15 protein-coding genes are annotated in these 15,120 nt (G+C 66.3%); 10 read left to right on the forward strand and 5 right to left on the reverse strand.

Annotated features, from left to right (window positions below):
• The first annotated feature begins 154 nt into the window (after positions 1 to 154).
• From J9611_RS02010 to J9611_RS02030, 5 genes are all read left to right on the forward strand, one after another.
• A complete protein-coding gene (locus J9611_RS02010) occupies positions 155 to 1,105 on the forward strand; it encodes an ABC transporter ATP-binding protein (protein ID WP_211877273.1) in 951 nt (316 codons plus the stop codon).
• Positions 1,102 to 2,001, forward strand: coding sequence for an ABC transporter permease (locus J9611_RS02015; protein ID WP_211877275.1), 900 nt, complete (start codon positions 1,102 to 1,104; stop codon positions 1,999 to 2,001). The genes J9611_RS02010 and J9611_RS02015 overlap by 4 nt, the downstream gene beginning before the upstream one ends.
• Positions 2,002 to 2,439: 438 nt before the next feature.
• Entirely contained in the window at positions 2,440 to 3,870 is a 1,431-nt protein-coding gene (locus tag J9611_RS02020) for an amino acid permease (protein WP_211877277.1), read from the forward strand.
• A gap of 247 nt (positions 3,871 to 4,117) precedes the next feature.
• Complete coding sequence (locus tag J9611_RS02025) at positions 4,118 to 5,035, forward strand: intradiol ring-cleavage dioxygenase (protein WP_211877279.1); 918 nt, start codon at positions 4,118 to 4,120, stop codon at positions 5,033 to 5,035.
• Positions 5,036 to 5,083: 48 nt separating this feature from the next.
• Entirely contained in the window at positions 5,084 to 6,403 is a 1,320-nt protein-coding gene (locus J9611_RS02030) for a M18 family aminopeptidase (RefSeq protein ID WP_211877281.1), read from the forward strand.
• Between the two features lie 108 nt (positions 6,404 to 6,511).
• On the opposite strand, the gene J9611_RS02035 is transcribed toward J9611_RS02030, so the two are convergent.
• The 3 genes from J9611_RS02035 to J9611_RS02045 all read right to left on the reverse strand — a co-directional run bounded on the left by J9611_RS02035 (position 6,512) and on the right by J9611_RS02045 (position 11,078).
• Complete coding sequence (locus J9611_RS02035; RefSeq protein ID WP_211877283.1) at positions 6,512 to 7,168, reverse strand: acetyltransferase; 657 nt, start codon at positions 7,166 to 7,168, stop codon at positions 6,512 to 6,514.
• 227 nt (positions 7,169 to 7,395) lie between these two features.
• Complete coding sequence (locus J9611_RS02040) at positions 7,396 to 10,119, reverse strand: AAA family ATPase (protein WP_211877290.1); 2,724 nt, start codon at positions 10,117 to 10,119, stop codon at positions 7,396 to 7,398.
• Positions 10,120 to 10,493: 374 nt separating this feature from the next.
• The gene (locus J9611_RS02045; protein WP_211877292.1) at positions 10,494 to 11,078 is read right to left on the reverse strand and encodes a DUF1345 domain-containing protein; all 585 of its coding nucleotides are present in this window, start codon (positions 11,076 to 11,078) and stop codon (positions 10,494 to 10,496) included.
• Positions 11,079 to 11,367: 289 nt separating this feature from the next.
• On the opposite strand from J9611_RS02045, the gene rpsF reads away from it, so the two are divergent.
• From rpsF to rplI, 4 genes are all read left to right on the forward strand, one after another.
• A complete protein-coding gene (gene rpsF, locus J9611_RS02050; protein ID WP_211877294.1) occupies positions 11,368 to 11,673 on the forward strand; it encodes a 30S ribosomal protein S6 in 306 nt (101 codons plus the stop codon).
• 56 nt (positions 11,674 to 11,729) lie between these two features.
• Positions 11,730 to 12,314: a single-stranded DNA-binding protein gene (locus tag J9611_RS02055; RefSeq protein WP_211877301.1), complete on the forward strand. Its 585-nt coding sequence runs from the start codon at positions 11,730 to 11,732 to the stop codon at positions 12,312 to 12,314.
• Between the two features lie 125 nt (positions 12,315 to 12,439).
• Positions 12,440 to 12,679 carry a 30S ribosomal protein S18 gene (rpsR, locus tag J9611_RS02060; protein WP_003800144.1) on the forward strand — a complete coding sequence of 80 codons (240 nt, stop codon included), beginning with the start codon at positions 12,440 to 12,442 and terminating at the stop codon, positions 12,677 to 12,679.
• Between the two features lie 17 nt (positions 12,680 to 12,696).
• On the forward strand, positions 12,697 to 13,149 hold the full coding sequence (gene rplI / locus J9611_RS02065; protein WP_211877309.1) for a 50S ribosomal protein L9: 453 nt from the start codon (positions 12,697 to 12,699) through the stop codon (positions 13,147 to 13,149).
• Positions 13,150 to 13,331: 182 nt separating this feature from the next.
• Here rplI and J9611_RS02070 read toward each other — a convergent pair whose 3' ends face one another.
• Entirely contained in the window at positions 13,332 to 13,754 is a 423-nt protein-coding gene (locus J9611_RS02070) for a DUF1801 domain-containing protein (protein WP_211877311.1), read from the reverse strand.
• 138 nt (positions 13,755 to 13,892) lie between these two features.
• Here J9611_RS02070 and J9611_RS02075 point away from each other — a divergent pair, with 138 nt between their 5' ends.
• Positions 13,893 to 14,519: an FMN reductase gene (locus J9611_RS02075; RefSeq protein WP_211877313.1), complete on the forward strand. Its 627-nt coding sequence runs from the start codon at positions 13,893 to 13,895 to the stop codon at positions 14,517 to 14,519.
• A gap of 25 nt (positions 14,520 to 14,544) precedes the next feature.
• Here the strand turns inward: J9611_RS02075 and J9611_RS02080 are convergent, their stop codons facing one another.
• Complete coding sequence (locus J9611_RS02080; RefSeq protein WP_211877314.1) at positions 14,545 to 15,117, reverse strand: hypothetical protein; 573 nt, start codon at positions 15,115 to 15,117, stop codon at positions 14,545 to 14,547.
• Positions 15,118 to 15,120 lie beyond the last annotated feature (3 nt).

Here is a 15,120-nt window from a genome sequence, read left to right on the forward strand (position 1 = left end):
CGACCCGGCAATTCTCCGTGGGGATTACCCTGATTCGACCCTGAATCATCCCTGAGACCGGTGGAATCCGCCGCGGCCCTCTGTACCGTGGGGTGTGCACACGGACTCGTGTCCACGACGGTCCGCACACCCCGCTACGCAAAGGAACGCTTCCATGATCGAAGCAAGAGGCCTGACCAAGGTCTACGGCGACAAGACCGCCGTCGCCGGAGTCAACTTCACCGTCGAAGCCGGCCGGGTCACCGGCTTCCTGGGCCCCAACGGAGCCGGCAAGTCCACCACCATGCGCATGATCATGGGACTGGACCGGCCGACGTCGGGCTCCGTCACCGTCAACGGCGCCGCGTTCGCCAGCCATGCCGCCCCGCTGCGCGACGTCGGTGCCCTGCTCGATGCCAAGGCCGTCCACACGAGCCGCTCGGCCTACAACCACCTCCTGGCGATGGCAGCGACGCACAGCATTCCGAGGAAGCGCGTGCACGAAGTCATCGAAATGACAGGCCTGGCCGAGGTGGCCAGGAAGAAAGTCAAGGGCTTCTCGCTCGGCATGGGCCAGCGGCTGGGAATAGCCGCGGCGTTGCTGGGCGACCCGCAGACGGTCATCCTGGACGAGCCCGTCAACGGCCTCGATCCGGAGGGCGTCGTCTGGGTCCGCAACCTGGCCAAGTATCTGGCCTCCGAGGGGCGCACCGTGTTCCTTTCCAGCCATCTCATGAGCGAAATGGCCGTCACGGCGGACCACCTGATCGTGATCGGCCGCGGCCGGATCATCGCCGACGGCCCGATCCAGGAGATCATCAACGGCAATGGCCAAAGCCGCACGCGCGTCCGCACCGACCAGCCGGACCAGCTCATGCACGCGCTGGCCGGAACGGGCGTCTCGGTGGAGGTGCAGGACAACGAACTGCTGGAGGTCAGGGGCCTTGATCCGCGGCAGATTGCCCGCGCCGCCCTCGAGCGCCAGGTCATGATCTACGAACTCACCCCGCTTCAGGCCAGCCTCGAGGAGGCCTACATGGAACTGACCAAGGATGAGGTCGAATACCACTCGCTGATCACCGCGGGCGCTGCCGCTCCCGCCCAGTCCGGAGGCAACCAAGCATGAGCTCCACCACCCTCGACCCCACACCCTCACGCCGCGGCGCCCACGCCGGGCCCGACGTCCGCCGCGCGCTGTCCGGCAACGGCACCAGCACCGGCCCGGGGCCGCGCTTCCTGCGCGTGCTCCATTCCGAATTCATCAAGTTCCGGACCCTGCTGTCCACCCTGATCCTGCTCGGCGCCACCGTCGCCGTCATTGTGGGCGTCGGCGCCCTCGCGGCGTGGGGAATCGGCCAGGCGCTGCAGGCCTCGGGAGCGAATCCGCAGCGGGCCGCCGCCCTGGCCGCCCAAGGCGACATCGCCGCCTCGGCGCCCAGCGCCGGGATCTCCTTCGCGCAGCTGATCCTCGGATCGCTGGCCGTGCTGATCGTCAGTTCCGAGTTCACCACGGGCATGGCGCGTTCAACGTTCACCGCCGTGCCGAAGCGGATCCCGGCCTTCCTGGCCAAGCTCCTCGTCGTGGTGGTCTCCGCCTTCCTGGTCACCGGTCTTTCGCTCTGGCTGGCCGGCCTCGTGGCAGTGCCCATCTTCGACCAGTATGGGCACACCTTGGACATCTCCAGCGGCCACTACATCAGGACGTTGCTGATCAACAGCGTCTACGTTGCCGCCGTTGCCGCCATCGGCATGGCCCTTGGTGCCCTGATCCGTAACTCCGCGGGCGGCATCATGAGCCTCGTCGGGATCTTCTTTGTCCTGCCGATTGCCCTGCAGATTATCCAGGGCGACTTCGTCAAGGAACTCCGCAAGTTCATCCCGGACAACACCCTGGCGCCCATGACCGCCGCCGAACATGTCACCGACACCCTGGAGGCCTGGCAGGCCGCGCTCGTCCTGGGCGGCTGGGTTCTCATCCCGGTCCTGCTCGCCGCGGTCCTGCTGAAGAAGCGCGACGTCTAGGCGGGGGCGCCGGTTCCCATTGTCTAGGCTCAGAGCATGATCGATGCTGTACCCGTGAAGGACGCGCCAGCCCGCCAAGCTGACGCGTCCTTCGCTGGAATCACCGCCCGACGGCGGGGTCGAGTCGGTACGCCCACGAGGCCGGCTCGGGCGCACGAGCAACTCGGATTACCGACCGCCCACTACTGATCGGTAGCCCTCCGGCCTGACCGCCGAGTCTTGAAGCAGTGGTTTCAGGCACATTTCAGAAGTGCCCCTCAGGCAACTTCTCCTGCCTTGTGTGCCACTTTTTGGAGCACCGCCCTGCTCGGCGCCGGGTTATTTGTGTAACTGCACAGGACGCGCTGTCGCCGGCCCGGGCTAGGGTGAAACGACCATGTGGCCCGCAGCACATCCCCTGTAGCCGGGCCCGCACAATTCACGAAGGACGGCGCTTCCGTGCACGCTGACCAACAGCTTTCAAAGTCCCTGAAACCCAGGCATCTTTCCATGATCGCCATCGCCGGCGTGATCGGCGCCGGACTGTTTGTCGGATCCGGCGTCGCCATCCAGCAGGCCGGTCCCGGCATCCTGATCGCCTATCTGGCGGCGGGGCTCGTGGTCATTCTGGTCATGCGCATGCTGGGCGAAATGGCTGCAGCCAACCCGGAAACCGGCTCCTTCTCCACGTACGCGGACAAGGCCCTGGGCCGCTGGGCCGGGTTCAGCATCGGCTGGCTCTACGCCTGGTTCTGGATCATCGTCCTCGGTATCGAGGCCACGGCAGGAGCCGCCATCATGCACCGCTGGGTGCCGGGCATCGATCAGTGGGTCTGGGCGCTCCTCCTGATGGTCATGCTGACCCTCACCAACCTCGGCTCCGTGAAGTCTTTCGGCGAGTTTGAATTCTGGTTCGCCTCCATCAAGGTGACCGCGATCGCGCTGTTCCTGCTCTTCGGCGTCGCGGCGATCCTGGGCCTCATTCCCGGAGTTCCCGCCCCGGGGCTGAGCAATCTGATCGACAACGGCGGTTTCATGCCCAACGGCCCCGGCGCGGTTTTGGCGGGCATCCTGGTGGTCGTCTTCTCCTTCTTCGGCGCCGAAATCGCCACGATCGCCGCCGGCGAGTCCGAGAACCCGGTCGATGCCGTCAAGAAGGCAGTGAAGTCCACAGTCTGGCGCATCCTGGTCTTCTACATTGGCTCCATCGCCGTTGTGGTCACCCTGCTGCCATGGAACTCGGCCTCCGTGGCCAAGAGCCCGTATGTCGCCGTGATCGAGCTCTTCGGCATCCCGGGTGCCGGCACCATCATGGACATCGTCGTGCTGACCTCCGTGCTGTCCTGCCTCAACTCCGGACTCTACACCGCCAGCCGGATGCTGTTCTCGCTCGCCCGCCGCGGCGACGCCCCGCGCTCCTGGATGCGCATCTCCAAGCGCGGCGTCCCGGCCGCCGCCGTGCTGGCCTCGACCGTGGTCGGCTTCATCACCGTCGGCCTGAACTACATCGCGCCTGACACGGTCTTCCTGTTCCTGGTCAACACCTCGGGAGCCATCGCCCTGTTCGTGTGGCTTGTCATCGCCGGCTCGCAGCTGGTCCTGCGCCGCCGGATGGGAGCGGCCGCCAAGGACCTTCAGCTGAAAATGTGGCTGTTCCCGTACCTGACCTGGGCGGCCATCGTCAGCATCGTCGCGCTGCTGATCGGCATGGTGATTCTGGAAACGACGCGGGAGTCGCTCATGCTCTCGCTGGCCCTCGCCGCCGTCGTGGCCGGCATCGGCCTCTGGCGCTACCGCAAGGACGGCGGAAAGTCCCGGCTGCAGCCCGGTGAAGCCGCAGCCGAAATGCCCGCCGAGGACGCGACAGTAGGCGCCCACCCGGCGTCGTAGTCCCCGACACCACCGGATAGGCCCAGCGCAGACGCCCGGGCGTGGGCATAGTGCCACTATGTCCACGCCTGGCCACCACAGGAGGGCATGCCCGGGAAGGGCGTGCGACATGTCGGATCCGGCCGCGCAGGGGAGGGCATGTCCCGCGGGAGGCTCCTTGTGACCATCAGCCTCCTCCGCCGTAAGACACAGGGCGCTCACAGGAGCGCCCTAGTCACGCCATAGCCCTCCGGGGTTCCATGGAAACATGACCATTTCACCGCAGCCCCCGCACGAGCCCCTTCCCGACCACGACCGCGGCCTGGAATTCGACCTCTCCACCCTGATGAGCCGCCGCTCCCTGGGCATGTTCTTCGGGGCGGGCACGGCGGCCGCGGCTCTCGCGGCCTGCACGCCGGGCGGATCCTCCACTTCCGGAAGCACAGCACCGACCGCCAGTTCGACGGCGGGGTCCACCGGAGACGCCGTAGCCGCGGCACCATCCACCTCATCGGTCCCCACCGCCGCTCCGACACTGACCCGCGCGATCGCCGAGTGCGGCGTCGAGATCCCGAAGGAGACGGCCGGGCCCTATCCCGGTGACGGCTCCAACGGGCCCAACGCGCTGGCCGCCTCCGGGGTCATCCGTCAGGACATCACGTCCAGCTTCGGGACCTCCACCACCACGGCCGGCGGCGTGCCGCTGACGGTCACGCTGACCCTGCTCGACAACGCCAACGGCTGCACGCCCCTGGCCGGCGCCGCCGTCTATGCCTGGCACTGCGACTGGGACGGCAGGTACTCCATGTACGACTCCGGGCTGAAGAACGAGAATTTCCTCCGCGGAGTCCAGGAGGCCGACGCCAACGGGCAGGTCACCTTCAAGACCATCTTCCCCGGCGCGTACAGCGGACGCTGGCCGCACATCCACTTCGAAGTCTTCGAGTCCATGTCCAACGCCACCGCGGCCGGCCAGGTCCTGGCCGTCTCCCAGATCGCGCTGACCGAGGCGGCCTGCAAGGAGGTCTACGCCTCGGCCGGCTACGAATCCAGCGCCCGGAACTTTCCCCGGACCACCCTGAAATCGGACAACGTCTTCGGCAACGACGGCGGGATCTACCAGCTGGCCACGATGGCCGGCTCGGCATCCGGCGGCTACGCGGCGGGGCTCAACGTCACGGTGTAGGTCTTGGTGCAAGAAACCCCGGCTGCGGGCGCCGCTAGACTCGGAGCCATGCCCACACCGACCAATGCCGCAGACCACATCAGGGACCTCGGCGCGTATGTCACCGCGTCGCCCTCGAGCTTCCACGCCGTCCACGAGGCCGCCCGCCGGCTGGACGAGGCGGGCTTCACCGGCCTGGACGAACTGCGGCCCTGGGGCGGCGGGCGCCCGGACGACGGCGCCGGCAAATACTATGTGATCCGCGACGGCGCCCTGATCGCCTGGGTGACGCCCGGGAGCGCCGGTCCCACTACCGGGTTCAACATCCTGGGCGCGCACACCGATTCGCCCTCGTTCAAACTCAAGCCGAAACCCACCACCGGCAAGTTCGGCTGGCTCCAGGCCGGCGTCGAGGTCTACGGCGGACCGCTGCTGAACTCGTGGCTGGACCGCGAACTCCAGCTCGCCGGCCGCCTTGTGATGCTGGACGGCACGCAACACCTCACGGCCACGGGCCCGCTGCTGCGCTTCCCGCAGCTGGCCATTCATCTGGACCGCGCGGTGAACGAAGGCCTGGCGCTGGACAAGCAGCAGCATATGAATCCGGTCTTCGGACTCGGGGATCCGGCGGGCGAGGACCTGCTGGGGCTGCTGGCGGCACGGGTTGCGGGTAAGAACGTCGATCCGGCGAAGATCGGCGGGTACGACGTCGTCGTCGCGGACACGCAGGCACCGGCGGTTTTCGGGGCCAAGGGCGAGTTCTTCGCCTCCGGCCGCCTGGACAACCTCTCGGCCACCCACGCCGGACTCACCGCCCTGATCGGGCACGCGTCCACTCCGCTGCCCGACGGCGCCCCGGTCGCCGTGCTGGCCGCCTTCGACCACGAGGAAATCGGCTCGGCCTCCCGTTCCGGCGCCAGCGGGCCCCTCCTCGAGGACGTCCTGGCGCGTATCTCCGACGGCCTGGGCGCCTCGGCGAGCCAGCGGCGGCAGGCGTTCGCGGCGTCGTTCTGCGTCTCCGCCGACGCCGGCCACGCCGTGCACCCCAACTACGCCGAACGGCACGACCCCGCCAACCGGCCCGCCATGAACGGCGGCCCGCTGCTGAAGATCAACGCCAACCAGCGCTACGCCACGGACGCCCCCGGCGCCGCCTTCTGGGCCCGGCTCTGCATCGCGGCCGGGATCCCGTACCAGGAATTCGTTTCCCACAACGCGATGCCCTGCGGCTCCACGATCGGCCCGCTCACCGCCACCCGGCTCGGGATCAGGACGGTCGACGTTGGCGTTCCCCTGCTCTCGATGCACTCCGCGCGCGAACTCTGCGGCGTCGAGGACCCCTACCGGCTGGCGAAGGTGACCGGGCTGTTCTTCCGCACGGCGGCGTAGGGCCTCTTGCAGGTGGGTTGATGCCGCACGGCAGTCCGCATCAACCCACGGCCCCCAGAAATGCCATCCGGACATCCCATGGAGCTCCTTCTGCAGCTTCTGTGTGGTTCACGCGAATGCCCCGTTGAAGCCTTCGCAGTCGACGGCACGCGCCGGGACGCCCACCCAGGTTTCACCCTCCGGGACGTCGCTCAGGACGGCAGCACCCATGCCGACCGTGGCGTAAGAGCCGATCGACGTCCGTTCCCGCACACTGGAATTCATGCCAAGGTAGGCGCCACGGCCTATCCGCACACCGCCGCCAAGTGAGGTCCCGGCGGCGAGCGTCGCGAAGTCCGCCACGACGTCGTCGTGCGTGAACGTGACCCCGGGCAACGCCACCACATGCGAACCCAGGGTGACCGAGGCCGTCAGCGTCACGTTCTGAAACAGGATGCTGCCCCGGCCGATCCGGCACCCCTCCGGCATCCGCACCGCCGGGTCGATCACCGTCGCGTACCGCATCGGCGCAACACCCAGGGCAGCCAGGCGGTCGACCACGGTCTTCCGGGCCCGGCCGGACTCCAGGCAGACCAGCACGAACGCGTGCAGGTACTCAGTCGCGTCATCGACGGGTCCCAGAACAGGCGCGCCGTCGACGTCGATCCCGCGCAGTTCCTCATCGTCGTCCAGGAATCCGGCCACGTCGTACTGCCCGCTGCTGCGCACTGTGGCAAGGACTTCGCGGGCCAGGCCGCTCGCGCCGATCAGCAAAAGCTCACTCATCTTCCCACCCGCCTGCTGCTGTTGTCGGTCCGGGGAGCGGTCCAGCCCGCCAGGGGAGCTATGGGAAAGACAGGCCGGATCCTGTCCCGTACTTCGTTAACCCTTCTGGCAAAGCTAGCCCACGCGGACGGCCAAAAACGGGAATGGAAGTCCCGATGTGGTCGACCCGCGGGAAGTGTGCGGGATCTGCGGGATTTCACATCCGGGGACGGCCTGCAGCCCGTCCCTCAGACGGCCACCGGGGAGGCCTCACGCGGGGACGTCTCGCGGACCGGTTCGGGGGCCGGGAGCGGCTCCCGGGCCGATGTCAGGGACGTCAGTTGGGACCGTGACTGGACCCCCAACTTTCGATATATCCCCGTCAGGCGCACTTCGACTGTCCGAACGGATACGAACAGCGATGCCGCGATTTCCTTGTTCCGCCGGCCCCTGGCCACCAACTGCACCAGTTCGCGTTCGTGGTCCGACAGCAGCAGCAGGGCCGGGTTCTGGATCTCCGGAACGGCTTCGACGCGGTCGCCGACAAGCAGCGTGTCCACTTGCCGCGTCCACGCTGCGGCGCCCAGTTCTTCGAAGAGCGCTTTTGCCCTCAGCAGCGCGTTCTTTGCGTCCTTCGGCCTGCCGGAACCCTTCAGCCTCTCCGCATAGCAGAGAAGGGTCCGGGCCCGCTCGAAGACGGAATCGTCCTTCTGGCAGGTCTCCAATGCCTGGACGAAGAGTTCAAGAGACGCTCCGCCCTCCGCCACCAGGGCTCGTGAACGGGACACGGCCATGCTAAGCCACCGGGATTTCAGGCCGGCTGACCGGTATTCCAGCCTTGTCAGCGTCCGGGCGGCTTCGCGCCGATGGCCCGACCTGACGAGTGCTTCGACCAGATCGGACTCACAGCGCAGCAGGGCGGGATTGGCGAAGTCCATGCCGATCTCGGCAGCCCGGGCGAGCATGGCACCTGCCTCCTGAAGGTCGCCGCGCATCAGCGCAGACTGCCCTTGGCACGCCAGGAGCCGCGCCGCGGCTTGCGGCGGAGTGTCAGCGCTGGCGACCCGTTGGGCTTCCGCGAGGCGGGACCGGGCCTCCACCTCGTCTCCCACTGCATAGGCGCGCCAAAGGAGCAGATTGTTGCGCATTCCGCGGTGGTATTGCTGGCTCGCTACTGAACCGGAGATTTCGTCTATCAGCGCGATCGCAGAGCGAAAATTCCCGGCGCGGATTTCATTCTCGGCCGCGAAGTAGCGGGCGGTCTCGCTCCAGTTCGCATCACTGACCGCGCTCAGATTCCGGACGAGGGCGAAGAGGTCACGTGCTCCCTCATAGTTCTCGGCATAGCTGAGGGCGCGCCCCTTCAGAAGCAGGGACGCCACCGAGCTGTTGCCGCCGCCGTCAGCCGCCCGCGAAATCCGCTCGATGCTCCCCTTCACGGCGTCCGTCAGCAGCCTGGCACGCTGGTTCACTGCCCTGGCCTCGCCGGATGCCGAGCCCCGGAATTGCTCCGCGCGCTTAAGCAGACGTTCGGCGTCCTCGATCTGCCAGCGTTCCGCCAGGTGGATCGCGCCGATGGACAAAAGGCAGGCGGAGAAGGACGGATCATGATGCCCGAATTCCGTGATCAGGCGCAGCAGCATGCTCGGCCTGACGGAATGGCCCTGCATCAGCTCGATTTGGAAATCGAGTCCCGTGAGGCGAAGGGTCAGGGCCCGGTTTTTCGTGATGCGTTGTGCCCAGTCCAGGTAGCGTTTCGCGTGGACGAACTCGCCCCTGCTGAACAGGACCTCGGCGATCGTACCGAGACGGGCGGCTGTTTCCGCTTCCCAGGGATTGATCATGAGGGCCCGTTCGACATACTCCACCGCGGATTGCCTTTCCCCGGCCCTCACCAGTTCAACGGCAAAACGGAGCAGGCTGAACGACGTGTCCCGCCGCGCCTCGGGCGTATAGCTCACGTGCCAGGGCCAGGCCAGGGGATCCGCAGTGTCCGCAATGGCGGCCAACGCCTGATGATTGGCGGACCGTTGCTCGGGTGACATTGCCGAGAAAACGTGGGCCCGCAGCATCTGGTTCTGGATTCTCAGGTAGGGGCCGGAACGGACCGCGATCCCGGCGGACAGGATTTCGTCCACCCCGGGCCAGAGGTCGCCTGCCATCCCTTCCAGGACGCCGACGCTGCTGCGGTATGAAAGGGACAGGATCTCAAGAACCCGTCGTGCACGGGGCGAAAGCCCCGAAATCATTCCGGCAAGACCGATTTCGAAACTGCCCGTCCAATGTAAGGGGACGGGCAGCGCATCCTGGCCTTGCAATTGGCGCTGCGCCAGCGCATTCAACAATTCAATCGATGCCAGCGGATTCCCCTCGGTGGCGGTAGCGACAGCGTGCAGGGCTGCAGTGCCGGTTTGTCCCGCCGACATCGATTCGAGCATTCTCACGGTGTCGCGGTGGCTCAGATCCGGCAAATGAAGCGAAGCAAGCCGGGCAAAGGGGCTCTCAGGAGCCTCGCGGCGGATGCTGACAATAAGCACGATTCCGGTACCCGCCAGGCGCCGGGCCAGGAAGCCGATAACCGTCTGGCTCGCGGAGTCCAGTTCGTCGGCGTCGTCCACCACCACCACGGTCCTCGCCGCGGATTGATGCCGGAGCGCGGCGAGCAGCATCGATGACAAGGCCGAAAGGTCCGTCTCTCCGGCCGGTGTACCGGTCACATATTCGATGGCCGGCCCGAGCGTGGCGTCGTCAATTCCGTTGAGCAGCGCGGTCACGCCGGAAAAGGGCCAGGAGGATTCTGAAGGATTGGCGCGGAAAGCCACCGTGCGGTGGCCGTGCAACTTCGGGATTTCCGCAAGCAGAGAAGACTTTCCGCTCCCGTGCTTTCCGGTGACTGCCATGGCGGATTCCCGGGAGCTCCGGATCAGCGCCAGGACACGTGCGAGTTCCTTGTCTCGGCCGAACAAAACCATGGGCCCCCCAATTTCATCCCCAAGAGACCGGTCAGCCAGGACTTCATGCTTTTGGTTGAATTAATGGAGCCCGGCTGACCTGTTTATCTTCCACAGGCCAAATTTTTTCTGCAAAACACAAGGTCCGGGATAACGCTCCGGGTTGGAGCGGAAGCCCTGACCAGATGGCTGTGCTGATGCCAATATAGCTTGGGGCCTGCCGGGGCATGATGGCGCACGGATAGTCGAGTAGCGGGTTCGTAAAAGACGAGTAGTGCGTTCCCAAAACACTTGGGTGGCAATACGGAATTGTCCGCGCGGCCTGTCCGCGCGGCGAAGCAAAAGGAGGGTGGACCGCCAGGCGCCGGGCAAAGCACCCGGCCGATGCAGCCGCCCTATGCAGCCAGCCCGATCACGAGATTGATCGTGGCGGCCAGGATGATCGTGCCGAACAGATAGGACAGCAGGCTGTGCTTGAGCGCTTCGGCGCGGATGCCATGGTTCTGCAGGGCAGTGTCGGAAACCTGGTAGGTCATGCCCAGGCTCGTTGCCAGGCTCGTTGCCAGATGCGCGAAGTCGGTGTACTGCGGCGGCCGGCTCTGGTTGAAGTCGATGCCGCCGACCGCGGACCCGGCCTTCCTGCCGGTGCCGTAGTACAGCTCTGCGTAGCGGAGCGTGAAGAGTGTCTGGACCAGCATCCAGGACAGTACCACCGAGGTCAGCGCGAGCAGGCCGCCGCCGAGCCGGGACGCGCCGTCGGCGTTGCCGTGGGAGTCGACGACGACCGCCGCCACCGCCGCCAGGCTGGCGGCGTTCGCGGCCAGGATCAGCAGATCCGTGGTGCCGCGGGCCGGGCCCTCGGCAGTGGCGTGGGCCCGGGTCTCCGCGGGTTCCAGCAGCCCCGCCAGCAGCATGACGGCGAAACGCAGGCGGCTCCGCCGGGTGCGGACGGCGTTGCGGAACGGCGATCCGGTGTTCATGCCCTGATCATGGCACAGCCACCATCCCCCGCCCGTGCACCGGACTTCCGCCCGTGCACCGGTTGGCCCGGCCGTTATCCACATGGATGGCTGCGCTGCTTCCCGCCGCGCCGCTGCTGCGCCTACAGTAGGCAAGGAATCGCCGAAACCGGCCCGAATGCACTAAGATGTTGAAGTCTGTGCTGCGCCACGCCACCGTTCCGGTGACCGTGCAACGCACGGCACCGCAAATGAACCTCCTGTTACGGAAATGCCGTAACCGCTTAGCCCAAAGGAGGTGGGTTCACATATGCGTCCTTACGAATTGATGGTAATCATCGACCCCGAGGTCGAAGAGCGTACCGTTGAGCCAACGCTTCAGAAGTTCCTGAATGTCATCACCAACGATGGTGGAACCATCGAAAGGGTTGACATCTGGGGCCGCCGTCGCCTGGCTTACGAAATCCAGAAGAAGACTGAAGGTATCTACGCCGTGGTGAATTTCACCGCCGAGCCGGCTACCGCCAAGGAACTTGACCGCCAGCTGAGCCTCAATGAGACCATCATGCGCACCAAGGTCACCCGCCCCGAAGTGCAGAAGGTCGTCGCTGAGTAATTTCAGCTCCCGATTTTCAAGCTTTACCCCCGCAGGAACGAACAAGGAGGCAGTAGATGGCAGGCGAAACCACGATTACGGTCATCGGTAATCTCACCAGTGACCCGGAACTGAGGTTCACGCCGTCAGGTTCGGCAGTAGCGAACTTCACCATCGCTTCCACCCCGCGCACCTTCGACCGCCAGTCCAATGAGTGGAAGGACGGGGAAACCCTGTTCCTCCGCGCATCGGTATGGCGCGAAGCAGCCGAGAACGTCGCCGAATCCCTGACCAAGGGCATGCGCGTGATCGTTTCCGGCCGCCTGAAGAGCCGTTCCTACGAAACAAAAGAAGGCGAGAAGCGCACCGTTATCGAGCTCGAGGTCGACGAAATCGGCCCGAGCCTGCGCTACGCCAACGCCAAGGTCAACCGTACCCAGCGCTCAAGCGGTGGGGGTGCCGGAAACGGCTCCCAGGGTGGCTTCGGCGGCGGCAACAGCGGCGGTTTCGGTGGCGGCCAGGGTGCAAACCAGGGCGGCAACACCGGCGGAACATGGGGCGGCAACCAGCCCGCCGCGCAGGAAGACCCCTGGGCCACGCCCGGGGTCAGCAATGCGGGCGGCGGCTGGGGCAACGGCCCGGATTCCGAACCTCCCTTCTAAAAAACATCTAAGGTCCGACGCCGGAAACCGCCGGGACGCCGCCAGGCTTCCGGGCGCAGACGACGCCGGACCACCACCATCCCGTGGATCAATATCCACGGGCTCCATCGAATAGGAGCTCCACGATGGCTAAGGCTGAACTCCGTAAGCCCAAACCAAAGTCCAACCCCTTGAAGGCCGCTGACATCACTGTCATCGACTACAAGGACGTAGCATTGCTGCGCAAGTTCATCTCCGACCGCGGAAAGATCCGCGCCCGTCGCGTCACAGGCGTCACGGTGCAGGAACAGCGCAAGATCGCCCAGGCAATCAAGAACGCCCGCGAAGTTGCTCTGCTGCCTTACTCCGGCGCTGGCCGCGGCTAAGGAAGGGATTAACTAACATGGCAAAGCTCATTCTGACCCACGAAGTAACCGGTCTCGGTGCTGCTGGCGATGTTGTCGAGGTGAAGGACGGTTACGCACGTAACTTCCTGCTGCCCCGCGGCTTCGCTCTGACCTGGTCCAAGGGTGGCGAGAAGCAGGTTGAGTCCATCAAGACTGCCCGCGTTGCCCGCGAGCACGCTTCCCTGGAAGATGCCCAGAAGCAGGCCGCTGCACTCTCCGCCAAGCCGGTCAAGCTCATCGTCAAGGCCGGCGAGACCGGACGCCTGTTCGGCACCGTCAAGCAGGGCGACGTCGCCGACGCCGTTGAGGCCGCTGGCCTTGGCCGCATCGACAAGCGCAAGGTTGAACTGCCGGCACACATCAAGTCGGTCGGTTCCTACCAGGCTCACGTCCGTCTCCACGATGACGTTGCCGCTGTGATCGAACTCGACGTGGTCCCGGGCAAGTAGTCCTTCGACTACCGCCTGGCCAGGCAGTCCTGGACTGCCGGAAGGCCCCTGCCTTCGGATTCCCCTTGGGAACCGATGGTGGGGGCCTTCTGCTTTTTAACCCAACGCGGGGTCATATCGCGCCCATTGCGGGGCCCCGTATGGGCCGTAAGTGACCCCGCGTTGCAGTAATCTCGCGGGGCTCAGCCGTCGTGCAGGACAGTGGTCATGTGCCGGTAGCCGGCCCGGACCAGCTCCGCCAGCACCGCTTCGTCCACATCCCCGAGCCGGTTGATGTAGAGGCAGCCCGCGCCGGTCCTGTGCTTCCCGAGCCTGCCGAGCAGCCCGGCCGATTCCGGCGCTGCCGTCAGGCCGTACAGCGAGAGGGCGCCCTTCCGGGGGGAGAATCCGACAGAGGCGGCGTCCCCCTCCCGCCCGCTCCCGTACCGGTAGTGGTAGCGGCCGAACCCCACGATCGTTGGTCCCCACATCTGCGCTTCCTGCCCGGTGATCACGGACATCAGCGCCAGGAGGCGGGAACCGTCGCTGCGGCGGACCGGATGCTCGACGACGGCAAGGAACTCGTCCACGGAGGCGCCCGTCGCCTGGGTTTTGTTTTCAGCCATGAGGGCAGTGTTGCAGACGGCGGCGCCACTGTCAGCCGCCGCAGTCAGAGTGGGAATAAAATCCCCCGCCCGCTGCTTGTGTAGATAGATGCAAACGCATGTATTATGGTTTTGATTCGTCTACACCAGGAGCACTTCATGGAAACCCGCCGCATCACCGTCCTCTCCGCCGGCCTCGGCGTCCCGTCGTCGAGCCGCCTGCTGGCCGATCAGCTGGCCGCCTCGGCGCAACGCCAGCTCTCGGCGTCCGGCTACGCGGTCACCGTCGATGTCGTGGAGCTGCGGGACCTCGCCGTGGATATCGCGAACAACTTCGTGACAGGCTACGCCGCCCCGCGCCTGGCAGAGGCGATCGCCGGCGTCGAAGCCTCGGACGGCATCATCGCGGTCAGCCCGGTCTTCAGCGCCTCCTACAGCGGCCTGTTCAAGTCGTTCATCGATGTCCTGGACCCCAAGTCCCTGGCCGGCAAGGCCGTGCTGCTCGGCGCCACGGCGGGCACGGACCGGCACCAGATGGTGCTGGACTTCGCCATGCGGCCCTTGTTCACCTACCTGCGCACCCGGATCGCGGCGACGGCGGTTTTCGCCGGCCCGCAGGACTGGGGAAATACCGACGACGGCGGCTCGCCGCTCTCGGTGCGGATCGACCGGGCGTCAGGCGAGTTTGCACGCCTGCTGGAGGGTGCGCAGCCGCAGCAGAAGCCGGCAGCGCTGGAATCGCTTCCCTTCGAGCAGTTGCTCGCCGGGATCTCCGGCGGGCACTAGCGGCAGGGGCCGATCGGGAATCTCCTCAATCGTCGAGCAGTGCGATGAATTCCCTGGCCTGCTTCATGGAAATGTCCGAGTGGCGTGTCAGGGCTGTCGCGGCCGCCTCGGTATCGCCGCTCTTGGCCAGGGTGCGGATCCTGCCGTAGATCTCATCATTGAGCATGTTGCTGCTGACCTCGCGCGTGACGTCGCCCTTGCTGGCGATCGCGCGGTAGCGGTACGGGAAACGCTGGGGGGTGTCGTCCTCATCCCCGGGGGAGGCTTGCTGCGGAGCTGAGGTGGGGAGGGGCTGCGGATGGGCGGCCAGTGCGCCGACCGCGTCGCGGGAGGCGCGGAGGCCCTCTCCCGTGGCCTCGAAGTAGAGCTTGATGGCGGCCATGGCCTGTCCCTGCGCAATTAGTGCGTACAGGCGGCGGTGCTGCTCCTCGTTGAGCCTGGCGGCGGCTGCCCGGGCGAGCTCCGCCGGGTCGCGGTTGGGCTGCGGGGAGGCCTCCGGCCGTGGCCGGCTGCCGCGGCGGCTCAGGGCCCGGGCTGCCAGCAGCACGCCGGCGCCGACGAGCGCCAGGATCAGGACGGGAATGAGCAGGGATTCCATGTA

It is taken from the genome of Pseudarthrobacter albicanus (genome assembly GCF_018224015.1).
Classification (GTDB): Bacteria; Actinomycetota; Actinomycetes; order Actinomycetales; family Micrococcaceae; genus Arthrobacter; species Arthrobacter albicanus.